The 20,049-nt window shown below is 62.9% G+C and carries 15 protein-coding genes; 10 read left to right on the top strand and 5 right to left on the bottom strand.

Going from position 1 to position 20,049, the window contains the following annotated elements:
- The first annotated feature begins 43 nt into the window (after nt 1-43).
- Entirely contained in the window at nt 44-1,228 is a 1,185-nt protein-coding gene (locus VNK82_04360; protein HXE90179.1) for a GGDEF domain-containing protein, read from the top strand.
- Nucleotides 1,229-1,315: 87 nt separating this feature from the next.
- Nucleotides 1,316-1,789, top strand: a complete 474-nt coding sequence (msrA, locus tag VNK82_04355; GenBank protein ID HXE90178.1) for a peptide-methionine (S)-S-oxide reductase MsrA — start codon at nt 1,316-1,318, stop codon at nt 1,787-1,789.
- Nucleotides 1,790-1,799: 10 nt separating this feature from the next.
- On the opposite strand, the gene VNK82_04350 is transcribed toward msrA, so the two are convergent.
- Together VNK82_04350 and VNK82_04345 are read right to left on the bottom strand one after the other, a co-directional pair.
- Nucleotides 1,800-2,234 (bottom strand): hypothetical protein, encoded by a 435-nt coding sequence (locus VNK82_04350; GenBank protein HXE90177.1) that lies wholly within the window; start codon nt 2,232-2,234, stop codon nt 1,800-1,802.
- A 100-nt stretch (nt 2,235-2,334) separates the two neighbouring features.
- Nucleotides 2,335-3,183, bottom strand: coding sequence for a Ku protein (locus VNK82_04345; protein HXE90176.1), 849 nt, complete (start codon nt 3,181-3,183; stop codon nt 2,335-2,337).
- A gap of 77 nt (nt 3,184-3,260) precedes the next feature.
- Here VNK82_04345 and ligD point away from each other — a divergent pair, with 77 nt between their 5' ends.
- Both ligD and msrB read left to right on the top strand, forming a co-directional pair.
- Nucleotides 3,261-5,777, top strand: coding sequence for a DNA ligase D (ligD, locus tag VNK82_04340; GenBank protein HXE90175.1), 2,517 nt, complete (start codon nt 3,261-3,263; stop codon nt 5,775-5,777).
- Nucleotides 5,778-5,822: 45 nt separating this feature from the next.
- Entirely contained in the window at nt 5,823-6,230 is a 408-nt protein-coding gene (msrB, locus tag VNK82_04335) for a peptide-methionine (R)-S-oxide reductase MsrB (GenBank protein HXE90174.1), read from the top strand.
- Nucleotides 6,231-6,523: 293 nt separating this feature from the next.
- Here msrB and VNK82_04330 read toward each other — a convergent pair whose 3' ends face one another.
- Genes VNK82_04330 through VNK82_04320 form a run of 3 tightly spaced genes read right to left on the bottom strand, consistent with a single transcriptional unit; the run spans nt 6,524 to nt 7,634 of the window.
- Complete coding sequence (locus VNK82_04330) at nt 6,524-7,027, bottom strand: hypothetical protein (GenBank protein HXE90173.1); 504 nt, start codon at nt 7,025-7,027, stop codon at nt 6,524-6,526.
- A gap of 37 nt (nt 7,028-7,064) precedes the next feature.
- Entirely contained in the window at nt 7,065-7,382 is a 318-nt protein-coding gene (locus tag VNK82_04325) for a hypothetical protein (GenBank protein HXE90172.1), read from the bottom strand.
- Nucleotides 7,383-7,634 (bottom strand): carboxymuconolactone decarboxylase family protein, encoded by a 252-nt coding sequence (locus tag VNK82_04320; GenBank protein ID HXE90171.1) that lies wholly within the window; start codon nt 7,632-7,634, stop codon nt 7,383-7,385. It lies immediately after the preceding gene.
- A gap of 126 nt (nt 7,635-7,760) precedes the next feature.
- Between VNK82_04320 and VNK82_04315 the strand changes: the two genes are divergently transcribed.
- The 6 genes from VNK82_04315 to VNK82_04290 all read left to right on the top strand — a co-directional run bounded on the left by VNK82_04315 (nt 7,761) and on the right by VNK82_04290 (nt 20,049).
- A complete protein-coding gene (locus VNK82_04315; protein ID HXE90170.1) occupies nt 7,761-8,120 on the top strand; it encodes a cupin domain-containing protein in 360 nt (119 codons plus the stop codon).
- Nucleotides 8,121-8,169: 49 nt separating this feature from the next.
- The gene (locus VNK82_04310) at nt 8,170-9,210 is read left to right on the top strand and encodes a tetratricopeptide repeat protein (protein ID HXE90169.1); all 1,041 of its coding nucleotides are present in this window, start codon (nt 8,170-8,172) and stop codon (nt 9,208-9,210) included.
- Nucleotides 9,207-10,997 (top strand): CRTAC1 family protein, encoded by a 1,791-nt coding sequence (locus tag VNK82_04305; protein HXE90168.1) that lies wholly within the window; start codon nt 9,207-9,209, stop codon nt 10,995-10,997. Before VNK82_04310 ends, VNK82_04305 begins: the two co-directional genes overlap by 4 nt.
- A gap of 114 nt (nt 10,998-11,111) precedes the next feature.
- On the top strand, nt 11,112-14,813 hold the full coding sequence (locus tag VNK82_04300) for a TonB-dependent receptor (protein HXE90167.1): 3,702 nt from the start codon (nt 11,112-11,114) through the stop codon (nt 14,811-14,813).
- A 467-nt stretch (nt 14,814-15,280) separates the two neighbouring features.
- Nucleotides 15,281-18,952: a carboxypeptidase-like regulatory domain-containing protein gene (locus VNK82_04295; GenBank protein HXE90166.1), complete on the top strand. Its 3,672-nt coding sequence runs from the start codon at nt 15,281-15,283 to the stop codon at nt 18,950-18,952.
- A 188-nt stretch (nt 18,953-19,140) separates the two neighbouring features.
- Nucleotides 19,141-20,049: a tetratricopeptide repeat protein gene (locus VNK82_04290; GenBank protein HXE90165.1), complete on the top strand. Its 909-nt coding sequence runs from the start codon at nt 19,141-19,143 to the stop codon at nt 20,047-20,049.

The raw sequence follows: 20,049 nt of genomic DNA, 5'->3' as shown, positions 1-20,049 counted from the left end.
CGTCCTGTGCGCCGGTGCGGTACTGGAAGGAAGAGGCGCTGGCTTGCCGGCAGCCGTCGCCGACTTCTATCTCTACGGCGCGCTGGTGACCGGTGCGCTTCTGAGCTGGCGTTTCCAGGCAAGGCGGGCATTTCTGGCGCTGCTGATCATGCTGGCTGCCGACCGTGGCGTCGCTGTGGCGCAATCCGTGGGCTCATCGGCCATGTTCGATCTGCTGGCCGTGTTGCTTCCTTTGAATCTGGCGATGCTCGCACTGGCGGACGATCCGGTATTCTCGCTGGAGTCGGTGGGCGTGCCGGCGGCGCTGCTGGCGGCGCAGGCCGGAGCGGTCTCGGTGGTTTCGCGATCCGAACTGGCGGGCGCGATGGAGGTAGTGCGCGAGCCGATCTTGCCGCCGCAACTACTGGCCTGGACGCATGTCCCGCAGGTTCCCTTTCTTGTCTTCCTTGCCGCAGCCCTGTTGTTCCTGCTGCGCTATCTGCTCCGCCGCCAGCCGCAGGACGGCGGGTTTTTCTGGGCCGTAGTCGCGGCGTTTCTCGCGGTGCGTACCATGGGGAACGGCAGGATTGCCACCGCCTACCTGGCCACGGCGGGCCTGGTGCTGGCCGTGAGCGTGGTGGAGACGTCGTACCGGCTCGCCTACCACGACGAACTCACCCGCCTGCCTGCGAGGCGAGCGTTGCAGCAGGCATTGGAACGCCTCGGCGATCGCTACGCGATTGCCGTGCTCGACATCGACCACTTCAAGAGCTTCAACGACGAATACGGTCACCATACCGGCGACCAGGTGCTGCGCATGGTGGCGTCCCGCATTGGGCAGGTTCGGGGAGGCGGCGAAGGTTTCCGCTACGGCGGCGAAGAGTTCGTCATCCTGTTCCCGGAGAGTTCGTTGCGGGAGGCGTATCCGCATGCCGAGGAGTTACGGAAGGTGATCGCGGCTTCGACCTTTCACGTGCGTGGTCCCGACCGCAGCCACAGAAAAAGAAAGGAGCGGCGTTCCGGCACGCGGGCGAGGGCCGGAGCTCCGATCGGACCTCGCCGGACGTCGGTGACGGTGAGCATCGGGCTGGCCGCAACCGGCACGCGGGTCCGGCAGCCGGATGAAGTGATTCGCCTGGCCGACAAGGCGCTCTATCGCGCCAAGGCAACCGGCCGCAATCGCGTCGAGGTAGCCGGCCCCTCTCGAGCCGCCGGCCGCACGCGTGAGCAGACACCGGTCGGGGCCTAGGCCGGTGGCCGCGCTACAATTGCCTGGGCGCAACCTGGCAGCCGCTGGCGCATCTTAGAGATGGCACCTTTCCCGGAGTGATTCTTCATGACAGAGAAAGCGACATTTGCAGCAGGATGTTTCTGGGGTATTGAGGCCGCGTTCCGCGAGGTTGAGGGCGTGGTGGATACGCAAGTGGGATACTCCGGGGGGCATTTCCCCAATCCCACGTACCGCGATGTGTGCAGCGATCAGACCGGGCATGCAGAAGTGGTCGAGGTCACGTTCGACCCGGCCCGGGTTTCCTACAACCAGTTGCTCGAGCTTTTCTGGAAAATACACGACCCGACGCAGTTGAACCGACAGGGACCGGACTACGGGTCCCAGTATCGCTCCGCGATTTTCTTCCATTCACCGGAGCAGGAAGCCGCAGCGCGGGCCTCGAAGGAACAACTGCAGAAATCGGGACGCTTTTCGCGGCAGATCGTGACCAAGATCGAGCCGGCGGCCACGTTCTACCGCGCCGAGGAATATCACCAACGATACCTGGAGAAGCGCGGCGCGAAGGCCTGCCACTTCTAGGCAGAAGCGGTCACTTCTTGAAGAGGTTCTCGAAGGCCCGGCGGGCGTCGTCAGGACTGGCACTGGGAACGGCGCCCGAGCCGGCGCTGGTTTCACGCTCCACCCGCACCTGGAGCTCGAAGAACGGGCATTCGTTGTGGGCGTCCTTTTGCGGGATGCGCTCGGGAATGGGCTTGGAACACTCGAAGCGGCTGCCCGTGTCGAAGAAGGAGCACTGCTTGCAGGCGTGCAGGGCCGCGCCACACTTGGGGCATTGACCCCTCGGATCGACCTCGGGACCCAGGACGGTTCCGCACTGCGCGCAGCGGGAGATGGCCCGTTTGCCGGGCATCTGCAGCGCCCGCGGCCCGAAGGTTTCTTCTTTCTTCTTGGGCTTTTCCTTGGGCGCGCCCCTTTCCTCAGAGCGGTCCATGTAGCCACGCTGGCGGTATTTGCGTTCTGACATCGGCGGCCTCCTTCCGTCGAACGACGGTGTACGGCCTACGGGGAGGATTCGCTGCGCGCCGGAACGCGACCACTCCGGCGAGCGCCTTGTTACTTCGATTCTACCGGCGCGCCTTGCGTGCCCGTTCTGCAGGTTCGCTTTCCGCCGCGGCTGCGCCATCACCGGAAGCGGAGCGCGCCGGCTTCTTGGCCTGCGCCAGGCTCATCTTCAGAGCTTCCAGGATGTCCACGACCGGAGCCAGCCGCTCCGGCGCAGCCACTTCCACCGTCTCGTGCCCCTCGACCTTGGCCCGGATGAGCGCCTTCAGGTTCTCGCGATAATCGTCCTTGAACTTCTCCGGCTGGAACGGCCCGGCCAGCGACTCGATGAGGTTGATGGCGAGGTCCAGCTCCTTCTCTTTGACGAGGGAGGAGTTGGTGCGGAACTCATCCACCTTGCGGATCTCGTCGACGTAATACAGCGTGTGCATCAGGATGCCTTGTTCGCCCGGCCGCAACAGAACCACATGCTCGCGGTTGTGCATGGCCACTTTGGCCAGCGCCACATAGCCCGTGCGACGCAGCGCCTCGAACAGGAGCGCATACGGCTTCTCGCCGGCCTCTTCCGGGGCCATGTAGTAGGAGCTCTCGTAGTACAACGGATCGACTTCCGACGACTTCACGAACTCCAGGATCTCCATGGTCTTGGCGGTCTTGGGCGCGACCTTCTTGATGTCCTCATCGGGCACCACGACGTACTTGTCCTTCTCGTACTCGAAGCCCTTCACGACGTCGGTGCGGGCGATGGGCTTATCCTCCAGCGCGCAATAGAGTACGTTCTTCACCCGCGAGTGGTCTTCCTTGTGAAGCTGGTTGAAGCTGACCGTTTCGCTGCGTGCCGCGCTGTACAATCGAACGGGAAGCGAAACCAGGCCGAATGTAAGATGCCCTTTCCAAACCGTGCTGGCCATGTAACCTCAGGGAACCGGGGGTCTTCGGGGGAAGTTCACCCTATATCATACCCATCCTAGCGCTTCAAGATTACCCCATGTCACTAGATGAATACCTGCGGAAAAGGGTTTTCGAGCAGACACCTGAACCGCGTCCTTCTAAGGGTCGGGGAGCGGGCAACCGCTTTTATGTCCAACGACATACGGCGCGACGGCTGCATTACGACTTCAGGCTGGAATACGAAGGTACACTGAAGTCCTGGGCGGTCCCCAAGGGGCCGACGCTCGATCCCAAAGAAAAACGCCTGGCCGTGATGGTGGAGGACCATCCGCTGGAATACGGCGAGTTCGAGGGCACCATCCCGGAGGGAAACTACGGAGCGGGCGGCGTCCTGTTGTGGGACCGCGGCACCTATACCTGGCTCGGGGACAAGCCTCCCGCCGAACAATGGCAGCGCGGCGACCTGAAGTTCCAACTGCACGGCGAGAAGCTGATGGGTGACTTTGCCCTGGTGCGGATGAAGGGCCGCGGCAAGAAGAACGAGTGGCTGCTCATCAAGAAGAAGGATTTTGCGGCCCGCCCCGGCTGGGACGCCGAGGACGACCTGCGCAGCGTGGCCAGCGCGCCGGAAGACCTGGCGAGCATCCCGGGCGCGGTGCGGGCGGCCATGCCCGAGCGCATCACCCCCATGCTGGCCATGATCGGCCAGAGCTTGCCCGAAGGCGCCGAGTGGGTTTACGAAGTCAAGTGGGACGGCGTGCGCGTACTGTGTTTTCTCCAGGACGGGAAGGTGCGCCTGGTTTCGCGCAGCGGCCGTCCCATGGACGCTCAGTATCCGGAACTGGTCGATCTGGCGCCCTGGGTGAAGGCGGAGTCGGCCATTGTGGATGGCGAGATTGTGGTATTGGACGAGCAGGGCCGTCCGAGTTTTTCGTTGCTGCAGCCGCGCATGATGGCGGGCGCCAGTGCGGCCGGCAAGCTTGCCCGCTCACAGCCGGTAATTTTGTTCGCTTTTGACCTGCTGTACTGTGACGGCGTCGACCTGCGCGGTACAGCGCTCGTCGAACGCAAGCGAGTGCTCTCCGGCATCCTGCGGCCAGGCGGTCCGGTGCGCTACTCCGAGCATTTTGTGGGCCACGGAGCCGAACTGATGCAGGCGGCGCGCGGCACGGGCCTGGAGGGCATCGTCGCCAAGCGCGCCCTCAGCCCTTATCAGCACCGCCGCAGTCCCGACTGGCTCAAGCTCAAGGTGCAAAGCCAGCAGGAGTTTGTCATCTGCGGCATGCTCGCGGGGGAGCGGAAGCCATTCGGCTCACTGGTCCTGGGCTATTTCGATGAGGGCAAGCTTCATTGGGCTGGCAATGTCGGCTCCGGCTTCGACGGCAAGACCCTGGAGCTCGTCGGCCGCCTGCTGGAGCCGCTGGTGCAGAAGAAGAGTCCGCTGAGCGAGCCTCCGGAAGCCCTGAACGGAGTCACCTGGGTCAAGCCGGAGGTCGTGTGCACGGTCAAGTTCGCTGCCTGGACTCCGGAGGGACGGCTGCGCGCGCCCGTGTTCCTGGGAATCCGAACGGATGTCCCCCCGGATCAGTGCGTCCGCGAGGAATCCGGAACCCTGGTCGAGCCCGCCGCGGCGGCGAAGCCCGTGCTACTGCCGGCGGGCGGACCGGAAGAAGTAGCCCTGCAGGTCGACGGACGCCGGCTGAAGTTCACGCACCTGAGCAAGGTCTTCTTCCCACGCGAGGGATATTCCAAGCGCGATCTCATCAACTATTACGACGCCGTCGCCGAGTTGCTGGTGCCTCACTTGAGCGGCCGGCCGCTCACGCTCAAACGGTACCCCGACGGCATCGAAGGCGAGCACTTCTTCCAGAAGGAAGCGCCCGCCGGCATCCCCGCGTGGATGCGGGTCGAGCCCGTCCGTTTCAGTGACGACCAGGAGCCCACGCGCTTCGTGCTGTGCGAAGACCGGCCCAGCCTTCTGTGCCTCGCCAACCTGGGATGCATCGACCAGAACCCCACCATGAGCCGCGTGGGCTCGATTGACCAACCCGACTTCATCCTGATCGATCTGGATCCCAGCGACTGCGGATTCGATCGCATTGTGGAGGCCGCGCAGCTCATCCGCCGGAAGCTCGGGCAAGTGGGCCTGGAGGGATATCCCAAGACGACCGGGGGAGACGGCATGCATATCTATGTGCCGGTCGAGCCGGGCTACACCTTCGAGCAGACACGGACGTTCGCCGAAGTACTGGCCCGCCTGGTGGCCAGCGAACGGCCCGACCTGTTCACAACGCCGCGAGCCGTCTCACGTCGAGAGAAAGGTAAGGTGTACTTCGACCACCTGCAAAACGGGGAGGGCAAGACCATCTCTGCGCCCTACGTGCTGCGTGCGTATCCCGGAGCACCGGTGGCGACGCCCCTGGCCTGGCGCGAGGTCGCGCCCGGCCTTTCTCCCGGGCGTTTCCACCTGGGCAACGTGCTCGACCGCTTCCAGCGGCTGGGAGACATCTTCCGGCCGGTGCTGACCCAGCCGCAGAGCCTGGAGGAGCCGCTCGAAAAGCTGGCCGAACTGGTGCACGCCGCTGCAGGGCGAGGTCAGATGAACAAGAAGTGAGCCAAAACTTTTTCCCTTGCACCACGAACCCTGAGGAGTCTTCGAATGAGTGAGAAAGTCAGAAAGAGCGATGCGGAATGGCGTCAGGTTCTCACACCGGAGCAGTTCGAAGTCACGCGGCGGAAGGGGACGGAGCGCGCGTTCACCGGCGAATATCACGACTGTCATGACGAGGGCGTGTACCGATGCGTCTGCTGCGGTGCGGAACTGTTCACCTCCGACGCCAAGTTCGACTCCGGCACCGGCTGGCCCAGCTTCTTCCGCCCCGCCTCGGAGGACGCCGTGGAAACGGAAGAGGACGACAGTTTCTTCATGCGTCGTACGGAAGTCCTGTGCAGCCGGTGCGATGCGCACCTTGGCCACGTGTTTCCCGACGGTCCCAGGCCCACCGGCCTGCGCTATTGCATCAACTCGGCCGCGCTCAAGCTGGAAAAGAAGGGCGACGTGGAATAGTCCAACGGAGTTGATCGACCTGCCGCAACTGGTTCGGATGTGCTACGTCCGGGAGAAGCGTCTCGAGATTCTGGGCGCAGGCGAACACGTGCTGTACCGGCGGCCGACGGAAGCGTGATGAGCAACTGGGAGCTGCTTCCCACCCCGTCCTATAAAGCCTTCAAGCGGGGTTTTCGCGATGGCTTCGAGGGCCGGACACGAGCGACAGACGTGGATGCTGAGGTGAGCGCCGACTACGAGTCCGGCTTCGGTCACGGAAGCCGGGAAGGCAAGCGACTGCCGTGCGGGTAGCGTTATGCGTCGCGGGCTTCCAGCAGAGTGTTGTACTCGCCGGCGGCGCGGAACTTGATTTCCATCCGCTTCCCCTTGGGCAGCGCGTTGCGGACGTCGCCTGCGAAGATCATCTGCTCGTGGCCGGCGCCGTCGCGCACCAGCGTGACCAGCGACTTGTTCGGCTGGCCCACCGGCGCTTCGAAATAAAGGACGTTCTCCACTCGGGCGCGGATGGTGTGTGTCCCCTCGGCCGCAGCGGCCATGGGCACGGGAGCAGCGATCGCGGCACGCGCCGGGGTCGTGGTGCCGGCCTCTTCTTTTCTCTTCCCGCCCGGCCGACCGGGCAGCAGGCCCTTCTGTCGCAGGTCGAGGAAGGCGTTCAGACCGAAGATGCCGGAGATGGTCACCAGGATCAGGCTGGTGAACAAACCGTCCACCGTGACCCTCTCGACCGTCGCCAGCAGGAAACCGGCCATGATGAGCGGCAGAACCGCCAGCAGGATGGAAATAATCAATGTTCCCATGGGGAATTTCGAATTCTCTCTGGCCTTGGATTTTACCTCACGGCGTCACTCGGCCAAGCTTCAAATAGCCCATCGGTTCAACGCCGAACGCGTCGGCCACACGGTTGAAGAAGGCGAACAGCGCCATGATGTAGACGCCCTCGGCGATCTGCTCCTCGCTCCAGCCGTGCCGGCGCAGCTTTTCCACGTCACCCTGCGTGACACGGTAGGCTGCCTCGCTCACCAGTTCGGCGAATTCCAGAAGCGCCCGCTCGGCGTCGGACACAGGAGCGGCGTCCAAGTCTCCTGCCGCCAGCGCCTGCACCACCTTCTCATCGGCTCCCTGTTCCCGCAGGAAGTAGGCGTGCGAGTCCACTCAATACGGACAGTGGTTGATGGCTGAAACATAGGTGGCGATCATCTCCTTGGTGCGGCGAGTAAGATGCCCCTCGGAGAAGTGCACGCAGTCGGAGAACTCGATCACCTGCCGCAGGAAGTCGGGACGTGCGCTAAAACACTTGAGGATGCCCGGCACCATTCGCCGTCCGCGTTTCTTCCGCCACTCGTCATAGACCTTCGCAACCTCGCCGGTGGCCTCCGCATCTTCCACTACCCTGATCTTGGTCATGCTGTCGTGATCCCCCTCTCAGCGTTCTAGGATAGGGGTGTAGTGTAGCGGCCATTGCCGGATGGCTCTTGCCTTTTTGTCACGGCCTGCAATGATGCCCAAGGTCGACCCATGGGTGAGGAGATCATGGAACGTCACATTCGCTGGAGCGACATCAAGCCGGAAGCCTTGAGCCCGTTGCTGGAACGCCAGTTCGTCACCACCCAGAACGTGACCCTGGCCCGCTTCCGGCTGCGCAAAGGCGTGGTGATTCCCGAGCACAGCCACGTCAACGAGCAGCTCACCAGCGTCCTTGAGGGTGCGCTCAAGCTCATCTTTCCCGGACGCGAGGTCGTGGTGCGGGCCGGCGAAGTAGCCTGCATCCCGCCTCACCTGCCGCATGCCGCGGAGGCGATGGAGGATACGATCGTCCTTGACGTCTTCAGTCCTCCCCGCGCCGACTGGCTTCAGGGCGACGATGCCTATCTGCGGGGAACCAGCAAGTAGCGAGCGGCCGCGGTTGCTCCCTCGGGCGCCTTCCTGTAAGGTCTAGGCGATGGTTCGCTGTGCCTGCCGGGTAGTCTTCCTCGCGATTCTGACGCTGCCCCCGGCTTCTCCGCTCTCGGCAGCACAGAATGCGGGCGCGCTGGCCGCCGAGGGCCGGCGCGCACTCGACGCCGGCGACCCCGGCACGGCGATGGCCAGGCTCGAGGAAGCGTATCGCCTGTCGCCCGCCGACCCAGGGATCGCGCGCTCTCTGCTGCTGGCGTGTCTGCAGGGCAGGCGTCCCGACCGGGCGGCAGTGCTGGGAGCCGACGCGGTGGGGCGCTGGCCCCGGGACCCGGGCTTTCGTCATCTGCTGGGCCTGGCGTATTTCCAGACCGGCCGCAATCAGCCGGCTCTTGAGCAGTTGACCGAGGCGGCGCTGCTCGCGCCGCGCAGCGCAGACATCCATCATGATCTGGCGCTCGTCTATCTCGCCGAACGGCAGTACGCGCCCGCGGCCGACCATCTTGAAAGAGTCATCACGCTGAGCCCGCGCTCGGCCATTGATCACGTCCTGCTGGGACGCGCGTACCTCAATTCCAACCGCACGCTCGACGCCATCCGCGTATTCCGCAGAGCGCTCGCGCTCGACCCGCGCCTGCCCCTGGGCCACTATCATCTCGGCTTCGCCTACGGCGCCCTGGGCCGGAACCAGGAAGCCATGGCTGAATACCGCAAGGAACTGGCCCAGCGTCAGGATAATCCCGAGGTCTTCTATCAGTTGGGCCACACTTTGCTCGAATCCGGCGAATGGAAGGAAGCCGCACAACATCTGGAACGTGCGGTCGCACTCGATCCTGCGAGCCAGGCCGCGCACTACGACCTGGGCAAGGCGCGGCTGCTGCTGGGCGACGTGGAAAGAGCGATCGCCGCGCTCCGGCGGGCGCTCGAACTCGATCCCAAGGACGCCAGTTCGCACTTTCAGTTGGCCCGTGCGCTGGAAAAGTCCGGGCGCATAGAGGAGGCGCAGCAACACCTCGCCCGCTTTCAGGACCTGAAGGCGCAGCAACAGCAGAGCGGGGGAATGGCCACGGGACGGGTCCGCGAATGAGGCAAGTCCTCGGCCGCCTGATGCTGATCGCCGGCATCGCTCCGGTGCTTTGCGCGCCCACACGCGCCCAGGTGGCACGCAAGCCCCAGCCACGTCCTTCCGCCGCGCAGACGGTATTCGAGGACGTGACCGCGAAAGCGGGAATCCGGTTTCATCTCACCTGCGGCTCCACCCAGAAGCTCTACATCCTGGAGACGCTCTGCGGGGGCGTAGCTCTTTTCGATTATGACCGCGACGGTTGGACCGACATTTTTCTGGTCAACGGTTCGACCCTGGAGGCACTGCGCAACGGCCAGCATCCGGGCAGCAAGCTGTATCGCAACAACCGGGATGGCACTTTCACGGACGTGACTGATGCCGCGGGGCTCACCGCGGCCGGCTGGGGGCATGGCGCCGCCGTGGGCGATTTCGACAACGACGGCTGGCCGGACCTCTATGTCACTTATTTCACCGGGGGCCGGCTGTTCCGCAACACCGGCAAGGCCGCCTTCGCGGATGTCACCGCCGCCGCGGGCGTGGGCAACGAAGGCCGGTGGGGAACCAGTGCCGCCTTCGGCGACTACGACCACGACGGTTTTCTGGACCTCTATATCGCCAACTACGTGGACCTCGATCTCGACCGCCTGCCGGCCTTCGGGAGCGGCCCTTTCTGCCAGTATCGGGGCATCGCGGTTTCCTGCGGACCGCGCGGACTCGCGGGGTCGCGCGACCGCCTCTACCGCAACAACGGCGATGGCACCTTCACCGACGTCACCGAGAAACTCAAGATCGACCCGCAGGCTTACTACGGGCTGGGAGTCATCTGGGGCGATGTCAACGGCGATGGCTGCCAGGATGTCTACGTCGCCAACGATTCCTCACCCAGCTTGTTGTATCTCGGCGACTGCAAGGGCGGCCTGAAGGAAACGGGCATCACCGCAGGTGTGGCCTACAGCGAGGATGGCCGCGAGCAAGCCGGCATGGGCGTCGACCTGGGCGACTACGACAACGACGGCCGCCCCGACCTCGCCAAGACCAATTTTTCGGACGACAGCAACAACCTCTACCGCAACAACGGCGATGGCAGCTTCACCGATATGGCCGGGCCTTCCGGCTTCGGGCCGGTCAGCGTCCCTTTGCTCGGCTTCGGGGTGCGTTTCTTGGACTTCGATAACGACGGGTGGAAGGATGCCTTCGTGGCCAACGGCCACGTCAATCCCCAGGTGGACCAGCATTCATTTGGTGTGACCTACGCCCAGCGCAGCTTGCTGTTCCGGAACCTGGGCAACGGACGGCTGGAGGAGATAGGCGAGCGTGCCGGACGCGCGCTCGCGGGCAAGCGCGTCAGCCGCGGCCTGGCCGTCGCCGATTTCGACAACGATGGGCGCCTGGACCTCCTGCTCACCAACCTGGATGATTCTCCCACGCTCCTGCGCAACGTGGCTCGAGGTTCCGGCCATTGGCTGAGGCTCCGGACGATAGGCGCCAAGTGCAACCGTGATGCTTTTGGAGCTCGCATCGAAGTCACTACCGGCGCGCTCGTCCAATCGGACGAGGTTCGCGCGTCCAGCAGCTACCTTTCCTCCAGCGATACCCGGCTGCATTTCGGGTTGGGCAAATCCAGCCGAGCCGATCGCATCGTCGTCCGCTGGCCCTCGGGTGCGACCGACACCCTGCGCGACGTGCCCGCCGATCAGGAAATCGTCATAGAAGAAGGAAAGGGAATCGTGCCGGTTCCTTCACAGGAGACGGCCACGTCCGCCGGGCAATCTGTCCCTGCGGAGCGCCGTCCCGTCCCAAAGTTGTAGCCAACCTCCTCATTCCGGGGAAAAGTGCGCGCCTGAACATCGGAAATCGGGAGAGGTGTATCCGGGGCACGGTGTTCTCGAACAACGACCTTAAGAGTCGAAAGGGGATTCGGTATGAAGCAACGTAACGTTGCGCTTGCAGTCCGCTGCTTTTGCCTGTTTTTGGCACTGACCTTCACCTTCACGGCGGCCGCCCAGATCCAGAACGGCCACTTCACCGGCCTGGTAACGGACCCGTCCGGCGCCGCCATCCCCAATGCCACCGTCAAGATCACCAACACCGGCACCGGCTTGACGACCACCGTGACCACGAACGAGGCCGGCATCTACAACGCCCGCGAACTTCCGCCCGGCCCGTACAACCTGGAGGTCGAGGCCTCAGGTTTCAAGCGCGCCACCAGTTCGTCGCTGACCCTGAACGCCGGAACCATTCAACGCGCCGACTTCAAGATGCAGATCGGTCAGGCATCCGAAACGGTCGAGGTGACCGATGCTGCGCCTCCGGTCAACACCGTGGATTCCAAGCTGGCGGCCACGGTGAATTCCACCCAGATCCAGAACCTGCCGCTCAACGGCCGCAACGTCTACGACCTCATCCAGCTCGCTCCGGGCGCGGTCAACGTGCGCGGCGTCGTGGCGGAGAACGGGGCCAACACGGTCGTCAACGGCTTGCGTGAGAATTTCAACGGCTTCCTGCTTAACGGCGTATCGAACAAAGGGCTGAGCGGCGGCGCCGTGAACCAGCCGGTGGAAGACACCGTGCAGGAATTCCAGCTTCTCACCCTGAACATGTCGGCGCAGTACGGCAACAGCGCCGCTTCCATCACCAATCTGGTGAGCAAGTCGGGCACCAACAGCTTCCATGGCAGCGCCTGGTGGTTCAACCGCAACGACGTGTTCGATGCCAATTCGTTCTTCCTGAACCAGCAGGGCATTGAAAAGCAGCCGCTCCGCTTCAATCAATACGGCGGCACTTTCGGCGGCCCCATCAAGAAGGACAAGCTGTTCTTCTTCGTGTCCTACCAGGGGGATCGGTTCCGCGAGTCGGCGCCGCCCACCGTGCTGCAGGCGGAATCCCAGGCATGGCGCAACGCGGTGATTGCCGCGCTGCCGAACTCCACCGCCGCCCTGCTATACAGCAACTTTGCTCCCACCGTGGCCGGCACTCCCGCCGGGACGTTGGCTGATTATGTTGCCAGCGGCGTGTCCGGTTCGGGATTCGGCAGCCTTGCCGACTATCTGTGCCAGGACAACAGCAGCCCGGCGATCGCGTCCGCCATCGCCAACGTGATCGGCGTCACGGCGCAGGACCAGGCTGACCTGACCGCCGCCGGCTGTAGCGTGATTCCGGGGCTGCAAGCCGGGACCTTCGACCGTTCGCTGCCGTTCCTGGTCAACACACTGGCCTTCAACGGCTCGCAGGACCAGACCAGCTTCGGCACCGGCACCGGCAACCTGTTCAACGGCTACGAGGCCTCGGCGCGCATTGACTACAACATCGGCGTCAACGACCGGCTGTTCACCCAGTTCAACTGGAATCGCATCAACAACTCGTTCGGACCGCCGAACGGCAACAACAGCGCGGGCCGGGGGCCGGCGTTTTTGAATCCATCGCGCCAGATCACGCCCAACTTCCAGTTCAATTACATCCACACCTTCAGTCCCACGGTGCTGAACGAGTTCCGCGCCGGCTACAGTTCGCTGGTACAGACGGTGAAGACCGCCCTGCCGGGCGTGCCCGACCTGCGCTTCGACGACGGACTGATGGGCTTCGGCTCCTATAACGGCTATCCCCAGTTCTTCAAGGAGCACGTCTACACCTATTCCGACATGGTTTCCGTCAACCACGGGAACCACAACCTCAAGATTGGCGGGGAGGTCCGGCGGAATATCGAAAACAGCGAATTCAACGTGGCCCGCCCGTCGTACTACTTCTTCGATGCCCTGTTCTTTGCCGCCGATTCCCCCTACAGCGAGACGGCGGGCGTCGATCCGGGCATCATCTCCGGACAGCCGGCGCAACTGGCTTCCAACAACCGCCACTGGCGGAACGTGGAGCTGGGCTTCTACATCCAGGACGACTGGAAAGTCACGCGCAACCTGACGCTCAACCTCGGTCTTCGCTACGACCTCTATAGCCGGCACACGGAGCTGGATGGCCTGGTGACCACGTTCCTGAAGGGGCCGGGCCGGGCCGAGATTGACGACATCACCACCGGTGCCGGGCAGATTCACGACGCCAACGCTCCGGCCGGCGGCGCGGGTTGCAGCGATCCTGTCACCCAGATTCCGCTGGCGCAGTTGGCAGGAGTTTGCGGGCCGGGCGGTTTTGCGGCGGCTGAGACTTTGGGCGGCGCCGACCACAACAACTTCGGTCCGCGGGTCGGCTTCGCCTGGGACGTATTCGGCAACGGCCGAACGTCCCTGCGCGGCGGCTACGGCATTTCCTATGAGGGCACGCTGTATAACCCGCTCTCGAACTCCCGCTGGAATCTGCCGTTTTACTCCTTCAACGCCGCGGTGAACTTCCTGGCTGGAGGAACGGACACTGTGGTCTACGGGCCGCAGAATCCGGGCGAACTGCCGAACTTTGACGGTCCCGCCACCAACCCCGGCCAGGGCGTGGGCGCGCAGGCCGTAGGCAACCTGTCGGGATGGGTGGCTACCAATCCCAACGCGGCGTTCCTTACCGGCATCATCTACCCGGAAGGCATCCGCGATCCCTACGTCCACAACTGGTTTTTCGGCATCCAGCACGAGGTTGCAAGCAAGCTGGTGCTGGAGCTCAACTATGTCGGCACGGCTGGACACAAGCTGTTCCGCGCCGAGAACGTGAACCGCATCGCCGGTGGCCGCCTGCCGGCCGGCACCTGCACCACCGACAACTTCGGCCGCACGCTGTGCAGTCAGGTAGATGCCCTGAACCCGCTGGGACGCCTCAACCCCAACTACGGCACGTTGCGTGTCTGGAAGAACGTGGTGAATTCCAGCTACAACGCTCTGCAGGCCGGGTTGCGCAAGCAAATGAGCAAGGGCCTGATGTTCAACGTGGCCTACACCTGGAGCCACTCCATCGATGGCGGCTCCACCTGGCACAGCGGCGCCACCACCTCCAACCAGCAGGCGGGCGGAGAAGGCTTTACCACGGACCAGACCATCCCCGGTCTGGATCGCGGGAACTCCATCTTCGATATCCGCCACCGCTTTGTGGCCAACTTCGTGTATGAGCTTCCTTTCTTCAAGGGGCGCGGAGGAGCGCTCGAGGCGGTCTTCGGCGGCTGGCAGTGGAACGGCATTGTCAGCTACCAGACCGGCGCGCACTGGAGTCCGTTCGACCGGCGTAACCGCGCCCTCTCGGGCGATTGTTCGCAGGCGGGCATCCTGGCCGGTCTGTGCCTCAACGATGCCGGTGACTTCAACCTGGATGGAGAACGCAACGACCGTCCGAACGCCATCGCGAACAACTTCAGTCCCTCACACTCGCAGTGGGCGAACGGCTGGGGCCCGCAGTTCCAGATCGGCGGAGGATTCTTCAGCACGCCGTGTTTGGGCTGCGTCGGCAACCTCGGCCGCAACACCTTCGTCGGCCCCGATTTCTTCGGCGTCGACATGTCGTTCTTCAAGAACATCCGCCTGACCGAGCGGGTCGGACTGCAGTTCCGGGCGGAGATGTTCAACCTCTTCAACCGGGTGAACTTCCAGCTTCCCGGAGCCAGCGGCGCCACCAACCTCAGGGTGAACGCCGGGAACTTCGGACAGGCAGGGGGGACGTTCAACCCGCGCAACATGCAGTTCGGACTAAAGCTGAGCTTCTAGGTCCACGTCACTTCCCAGGCCCGGCAGGTGCTGCAGCCGGGCCTGGGGCTGCCTCCGCATACCGCATTCCATCCTCGGAATCCAGGCTACAGAAGCCTCCCCGTCCCTGACACTCTTCACTCAAGCGGGGGATGTGTCGGTGGCGCAAAAGGGGTGTGTTTGTTGTGGGTGAACGCCTTCCATCCCGACTGGGTGGCGCTTTGAACCTGCAAACAAGCCACTTAGCCCACAGCTGCGTTGAAAATATGAAATCTGGTATGTGACGCGACGATGGCCTCCCTTAAACTGTAGTGGACAAGTTCATAAGCTTAACTAACTCTTTTGTTTTCAACGTGCAAACTTAGGTCTGTCACATGCATGTGTGACGGCAGGCTTTCTAGGCTTGTTGTGTCCATTTTGGGGTACCCAACCTTAACCGTATGTTTAGAACCGACCCCGGATCCACCTCCGGGAGGGGGTAACGGTAAATGAGAATGCACAAGGGAGTGCGATTTAGCCTGGTGCTGGTGGCCGTACTGACGTTTGCCACCGCCGCCGTGGCCCAGGTGCAGAACGGGCAGATCACCGGCACGGTCACAGACCCGACTGGCGCCGCCCTGCCCAACGCCAAGGTGACGGCGACCAACGTCGGCACCGGCCTGACCACCACCGCGGAAACCAGCAACACTGGCAGCTACCTGATCCGCGAGCTGCAGATTGGCACCTACAAGGTGACGGTCGAAGCCGCTGGCTTTAAGACCTCGAGCAAGACAGGCGTCGAGGTGAACGCCGGCGTCACTTACCGGCTGGACATCAAACTGGAAGTCGGCGGGGCCACGGAAGTGGTCGAAGTGACCGAGGAAGCAGCCCCGGTCAACACCGTCGATTCCAAGCTGGCCGCTACCGTCGGCTCCACACAGATTCAGAACCTGCCGCTGAACGGTCGCAACGTGTTTCAGTTGCTTCAGCTCGCACCCGGCGCGGTGAACGTTGATTCAGTCGTCACTGAGAACGGTGAGGACGCGGTGGTGAACGGGACGCGTCTGAACTTCAACGGATTCCTCATCAACGGCGTTTCCAACAAGGGCCTGAGCGGCGGAGCCATCAACCGTCCTATTGAGGATACGGTGGCCGAGTTCCAGCTCCTGACCCTCAACAACTCCGCACAGTACGGCAACAGCGCCGGCTCGGTCACGAACCTGGTAACCAAGAGCGGTACCAATGCTTTCCATGGCAGCGCCTGGTGGTTCGTACGCAATGACGTGTTCGACGCCAAACCCTTCTTCGCCAGCGAGGCGGGCGATCCAGCGGCTCCTTGCAACCAGGGTGGCGACGCTCCAAACTTCCTCAAGTGCCCGCTGCGCTTCAACCAGTTCGGCGGCACTTTCGGCGGGCCCATCCTGAAGGACAAGCTGTTCTTCTTCCTGTCCTATCAGGGCAACCGCTTCCGCACCTTCAGCAATCCTGTGCCGGTCACGCTTGAAGGTCCGGAGTTCCGTTCGGCCGTGCTCTCGACGTTCGGACCCGGTACTGCCGGTGGTGGAGCGAATGGTTCTGTTTCTGCCTTGCTGTATGGCGATTTCCTTCCCTTCGCTCAGGGCAACCCCATCGGCAGTTTCAACGACCTGGTTGGCGATGGGTACTTCGGTCTCTGTCCTGACTTCACTGGCAACGCTGTAACGAGCGCCAATATCGCGAACCTGATTGGCGTGACCGCGGCGGACCAGACAGCATTGGCAGCCGCAGGTTGCACGACAATCCCGGCCATCCAGGCTCCTCTGGGGAGTTTCAGTCGCACCGCCAACTACCTCTATGAGGGACTCAACATCGCCCCCAGCAGGTTGCAGGCCAATCTGCGGGACGGCAACGAGTACTCGGCCCGCATCGACTGGAACGTGGGGACGAATGACCGCATCTTCGCCCAGTTCGCCTACGGACAGCAGAACGACATCCTGGGCGGCACCACCGGCGGTCGCGGTTTTACCAATCCCACCCGCTTCACTTTCCCTAACGGGCAGTTCAACTACATCCACACCTTCAGCCCCACCATCCTGAACGAATTTCGCTTCGGGTACGCGGGCAGCTACTCGCGTTACGTCGCTGGCATTCCCGGTGTGCCTTCCATCTACATCACAGATGGCACGATGGGCTTCGGCTCCTACAACGGCTACCCGCAGTTCTTCAAGGAGCACATCTACAGCTACGCCGACATGGTTTCCATCACCAAGGGGAACCACAGTCTGAAGATCGGTGCGGACATCCGCCGCAACATCGAGAACAGCGAGTTCAACGTCGGTCGGCCGTCGTACTACTTCATCGACCCGTTGCACTTCGCTGTGGATGCTCCGTACGGAATCGTGGCTGGTGTAGACCCAGGAATCGTCTCCGGCAACCCAGCGCACCTTTCCAGCAACATCCGGCACTGGCGCAACTGGGAGTATGGGTTCTACTTCCAGGATGACTGGAAGGTGACCCGTAACCTGACCCTGAATCTGGGTATCCGTTACGACTTGTATGCGCGTCATAACGAGTTGAACGAACTCGAAACCACGTTCCTGCTCGGACCGGGCAATAACCTGGTGGATGACGTCACCACGCATGCCGGACAGATCCGCGATGCCAACATCCCTGCGGGCTCTCCTGGGTGCGACGACCCTGTTACCCAGATCCCGTTTGCGCAGTTGGCCGGGGTCTGCGGTCCGGGCGGTTTCTCTCCGGCGGACTCGCTGGGTGCGGGCGACCACAATAACTGGGGTCCGCGCGTCGGCTTCGCCTGGGACGTGTTCGGCGACGGCAAGACCTCCCTGCGCGGCGGCTACGGCATCTCCTACGAGGGCACGCTGTACAACCCGCTCTCCAACTCCCGCTGGAACCTGCCGTACTATTCGTTCAACCTCGCGTTCACGGCTGACACGGGAGGAGGACCCGAAGCCCCGTACGGTCCTCAGACCGGTGGCGGTACCTGCCCGCAGTGTGCGGTGGCTCCTTCCTATACCGGCGACGCAGACCCGAACAACTTCCAGGGTAACCCGGGTGACGCAACCGCCGTGGGCAACATCCAGGCCTGGAATCCTACCAATCCGAACCTGGGCTTCCTGACCGGAATTGTTCTGCCGGAAGGCATCCGCGATCCCTACGTGCAGAACTGGTTCTTCGGCATCCAGCGGGAGCTGGCTCCCAAGTGGGTGCTTGAGGTGAACTACGTCGGCACCAAGGGAACCAAGCTGTTCCGCGCCGAGCAGATCAACCGCGTTCCGGGAAGTGCCCTGGCTCCTGGTACGACGGTGGTCGATATCTTCGGCCGTACACTAACCGGTACGGGTGGCCGGCTCAACCCCAACTATGGACGTCTGCGCAACTGGCGAAACTCGGTGAGTTCTGCCTATAACGCTTTGCAGGCCTCGCTGCGCAAACAGATGTCCAAGGGCCTGACCTTCACCTTCAATTACACCTGGAGCCACTCGCTCGATGGTGGTTCGACCTGGCACAGTGGCGCCACCAGCGCCAACGGTGCAGCCGCGGGTGAAGGCTACACCACCGACATGACGCTGCCGGATTTGGATCGCGGCAACTCGATCTTCGACATCCGGCACCGCATCGTCTTCCACTATGTGTGGGAGATGCCCTTCTTCAAGGGGCGCGGCGGATTCGTCGAGGCGGTGTTCGGTGGATGGCAGCTCAACGGCATCATGAGCTACCAGACCGGCGCTCACTGGAGTCCGTTCTGCAGCAGCCGCGGTGCGTGTGACTTTAACCGGGACGCAGAGGCCAACGAGCGGCCGAATTCCATCTTCCCGTCGTTCGATTCCGCTACCCACAATATGTGGGCCAACGGCTTCGGCGCCGCGCAGTGGCGATTCCCCACAGGCTCGGTGTTCTCTGCTCCGCCTCTTGGCAGCCCGGGGAATCTGGGTCGCAACACGTTCGTAGGCCCGAACCTGTGGGTTTGGGATCCCTCGGTGTTCAAGAACTTCAAGATCACGGAGCGGGTGGGGCTGCAGTTCCGCGCCGAGTTCTTCAACGCCTTCAACCGGACAAACTTCCAGCTTCCCGGCGCCCAGGGTGCCGGTAACAACGAGATCCGCAGGGCGAACTTCGGTAAGTCCGGCGGTACGTTTAACCCGCGCAACCTGCAGTTCGGCTTGAAGCTGACCTTCTAGTTGAGCGGTGCTAGACTTGGGGCGTGACCCGCATGGGTCACGCCCCATTCCCCTTTCGGTGAGGTGCGATGCCTGGTCCGTTAGGACAGCGGCACGCCGGCGTAGTTCTTCTGCTTACTGCGCTGATCTGCCCGACCGTGCTGATCGCCCAACAGACTGACACTGCGAACATCCTAGGCGAGCTTCGGATGGCGCGTGGCGACCTGCCCCCGCAACGCATCAGGGTGAGCCTCTATACGCGCGGTATTCAAGTCGATTCCATCTACACCGACGACAGCGGGCGCTTTGTCTTTCAGAATCTTCCCGCCAACCCGTACATTCTGGTCATTGATGAAGAGGGGTATCGGCGCATCGAAGAACGGGTAATCGTCATGCCCGCAGTACGACAGAACACGTCCGTGTTTCTTACACTGCAGCCGTTGGCGACGCGAGAAGAGCCGGTGGCAGCGGGCATTGTCGGTGCCAATCCCAACGTCGTCAATGTGGCCGAATTCCTCAATCGCTATCCCAAGGACGTACGCAAGGAATACGAGCGTGGGTTACGTGCCGAGCAGCGTGGCAAGACCGATGAGGCCATGGAGCGCTACGAAAAGGTCGTGCGGATGGCGCCGGATTTTTACTTCGCGCGGAATAATCTGGGCTCACTGCTCACCGGGAAGGGCGAGTTTGCCGGCGCACAGGAGCAGTTCGAGGAAGTCATACGTCTGAATCAGACCGATGCCGCCGGTTACTTGAACCTCGGCAACGTGTTCTTGCTAACGGGACGGCTAACGGAGGCACTTCCTATGGTGGAGGAAGGCCTTAAGAAGCAGCCCAATCATCCATTCGGCCACTTTCTACTGGGGTCGGTGTACTCGCGCATGGGCCGGATGATGGATGCGGAGCGTGAATTGCGCGAGTCCTTACGCCTCGATCCCCTTCAGTCACGGCCGCACCTTGAGATGGTCAACGTCTACCTCCGCCAGAAGCGCAAAGCTGAGGCTATCAATGAGTTGAAGGTGTTTTTGGAGGTATTCCCTGAGGATGCGTTGGCGCCCCGGGCGAGACAGGTGCTGGCTCGGCTGGAAGGAGCAGCCGGGAAACCACCCAGCCAGTAG

This window comes from Terriglobales bacterium, assembly GCA_035573675.1.
Taxonomy (GTDB): domain Bacteria; phylum Acidobacteriota; class Terriglobia; order Terriglobales; family Acidobacteriaceae; genus DATMAB01.
This window is presented reverse-complemented; position numbering and strand designations above follow the sequence as displayed.

Excerpts from the sequence above, each read along its gene's own strand:
- VNK82_04330 (HXE90173.1), bottom strand. The coding sequence starts at position 7,027 with ATGGGAACATTGATTATTTCCATCCTGCTGGCGGTTCTGCCGCTCATC.
- VNK82_04305 (HXE90168.1), top strand. The coding sequence starts at position 9,207 with ATGAGGCAAGTCCTCGGCCGCCTGATGCTGATCGCCGGCATCGCTCCG.
- VNK82_04310 (HXE90169.1), top strand. The coding sequence starts at position 8,170 with ATGGTTCGCTGTGCCTGCCGGGTAGTCTTCCTCGCGATTCTGACGCTG.
- VNK82_04295 (HXE90166.1), top strand. The coding sequence starts at position 15,281 with ATGAGAATGCACAAGGGAGTGCGATTTAGCCTGGTGCTGGTGGCCGTA.
- msrA (HXE90178.1), top strand. The coding sequence starts at position 1,316 with ATGACAGAGAAAGCGACATTTGCAGCAGGATGTTTCTGGGGTATTGAG.
- VNK82_04290 (HXE90165.1), top strand. The coding sequence starts at position 19,141 with ATGGCGCGTGGCGACCTGCCCCCGCAACGCATCAGGGTGAGCCTCTAT.
- ligD (HXE90175.1), top strand. The coding sequence starts at position 3,261 with ATGTCACTAGATGAATACCTGCGGAAAAGGGTTTTCGAGCAGACACCT.
- msrB (HXE90174.1), top strand. The coding sequence starts at position 5,823 with ATGAGTGAGAAAGTCAGAAAGAGCGATGCGGAATGGCGTCAGGTTCTC.
- VNK82_04345 (HXE90176.1), bottom strand. The coding sequence starts at position 3,183 with ATGGCCAGCACGGTTTGGAAAGGGCATCTTACATTCGGCCTGGTTTCG.
- VNK82_04320 (HXE90171.1), bottom strand. The coding sequence starts at position 7,634 with ATGACCAAGATCAGGGTAGTGGAAGATGCGGAGGCCACCGGCGAGGTT.
- VNK82_04350 (HXE90177.1), bottom strand. The coding sequence starts at position 2,234 with ATGTCAGAACGCAAATACCGCCAGCGTGGCTACATGGACCGCTCTGAG.
- VNK82_04300 (HXE90167.1), top strand. The coding sequence starts at position 11,112 with ATGAAGCAACGTAACGTTGCGCTTGCAGTCCGCTGCTTTTGCCTGTTT.
- VNK82_04315 (HXE90170.1), top strand. The coding sequence starts at position 7,761 with ATGGAACGTCACATTCGCTGGAGCGACATCAAGCCGGAAGCCTTGAGC.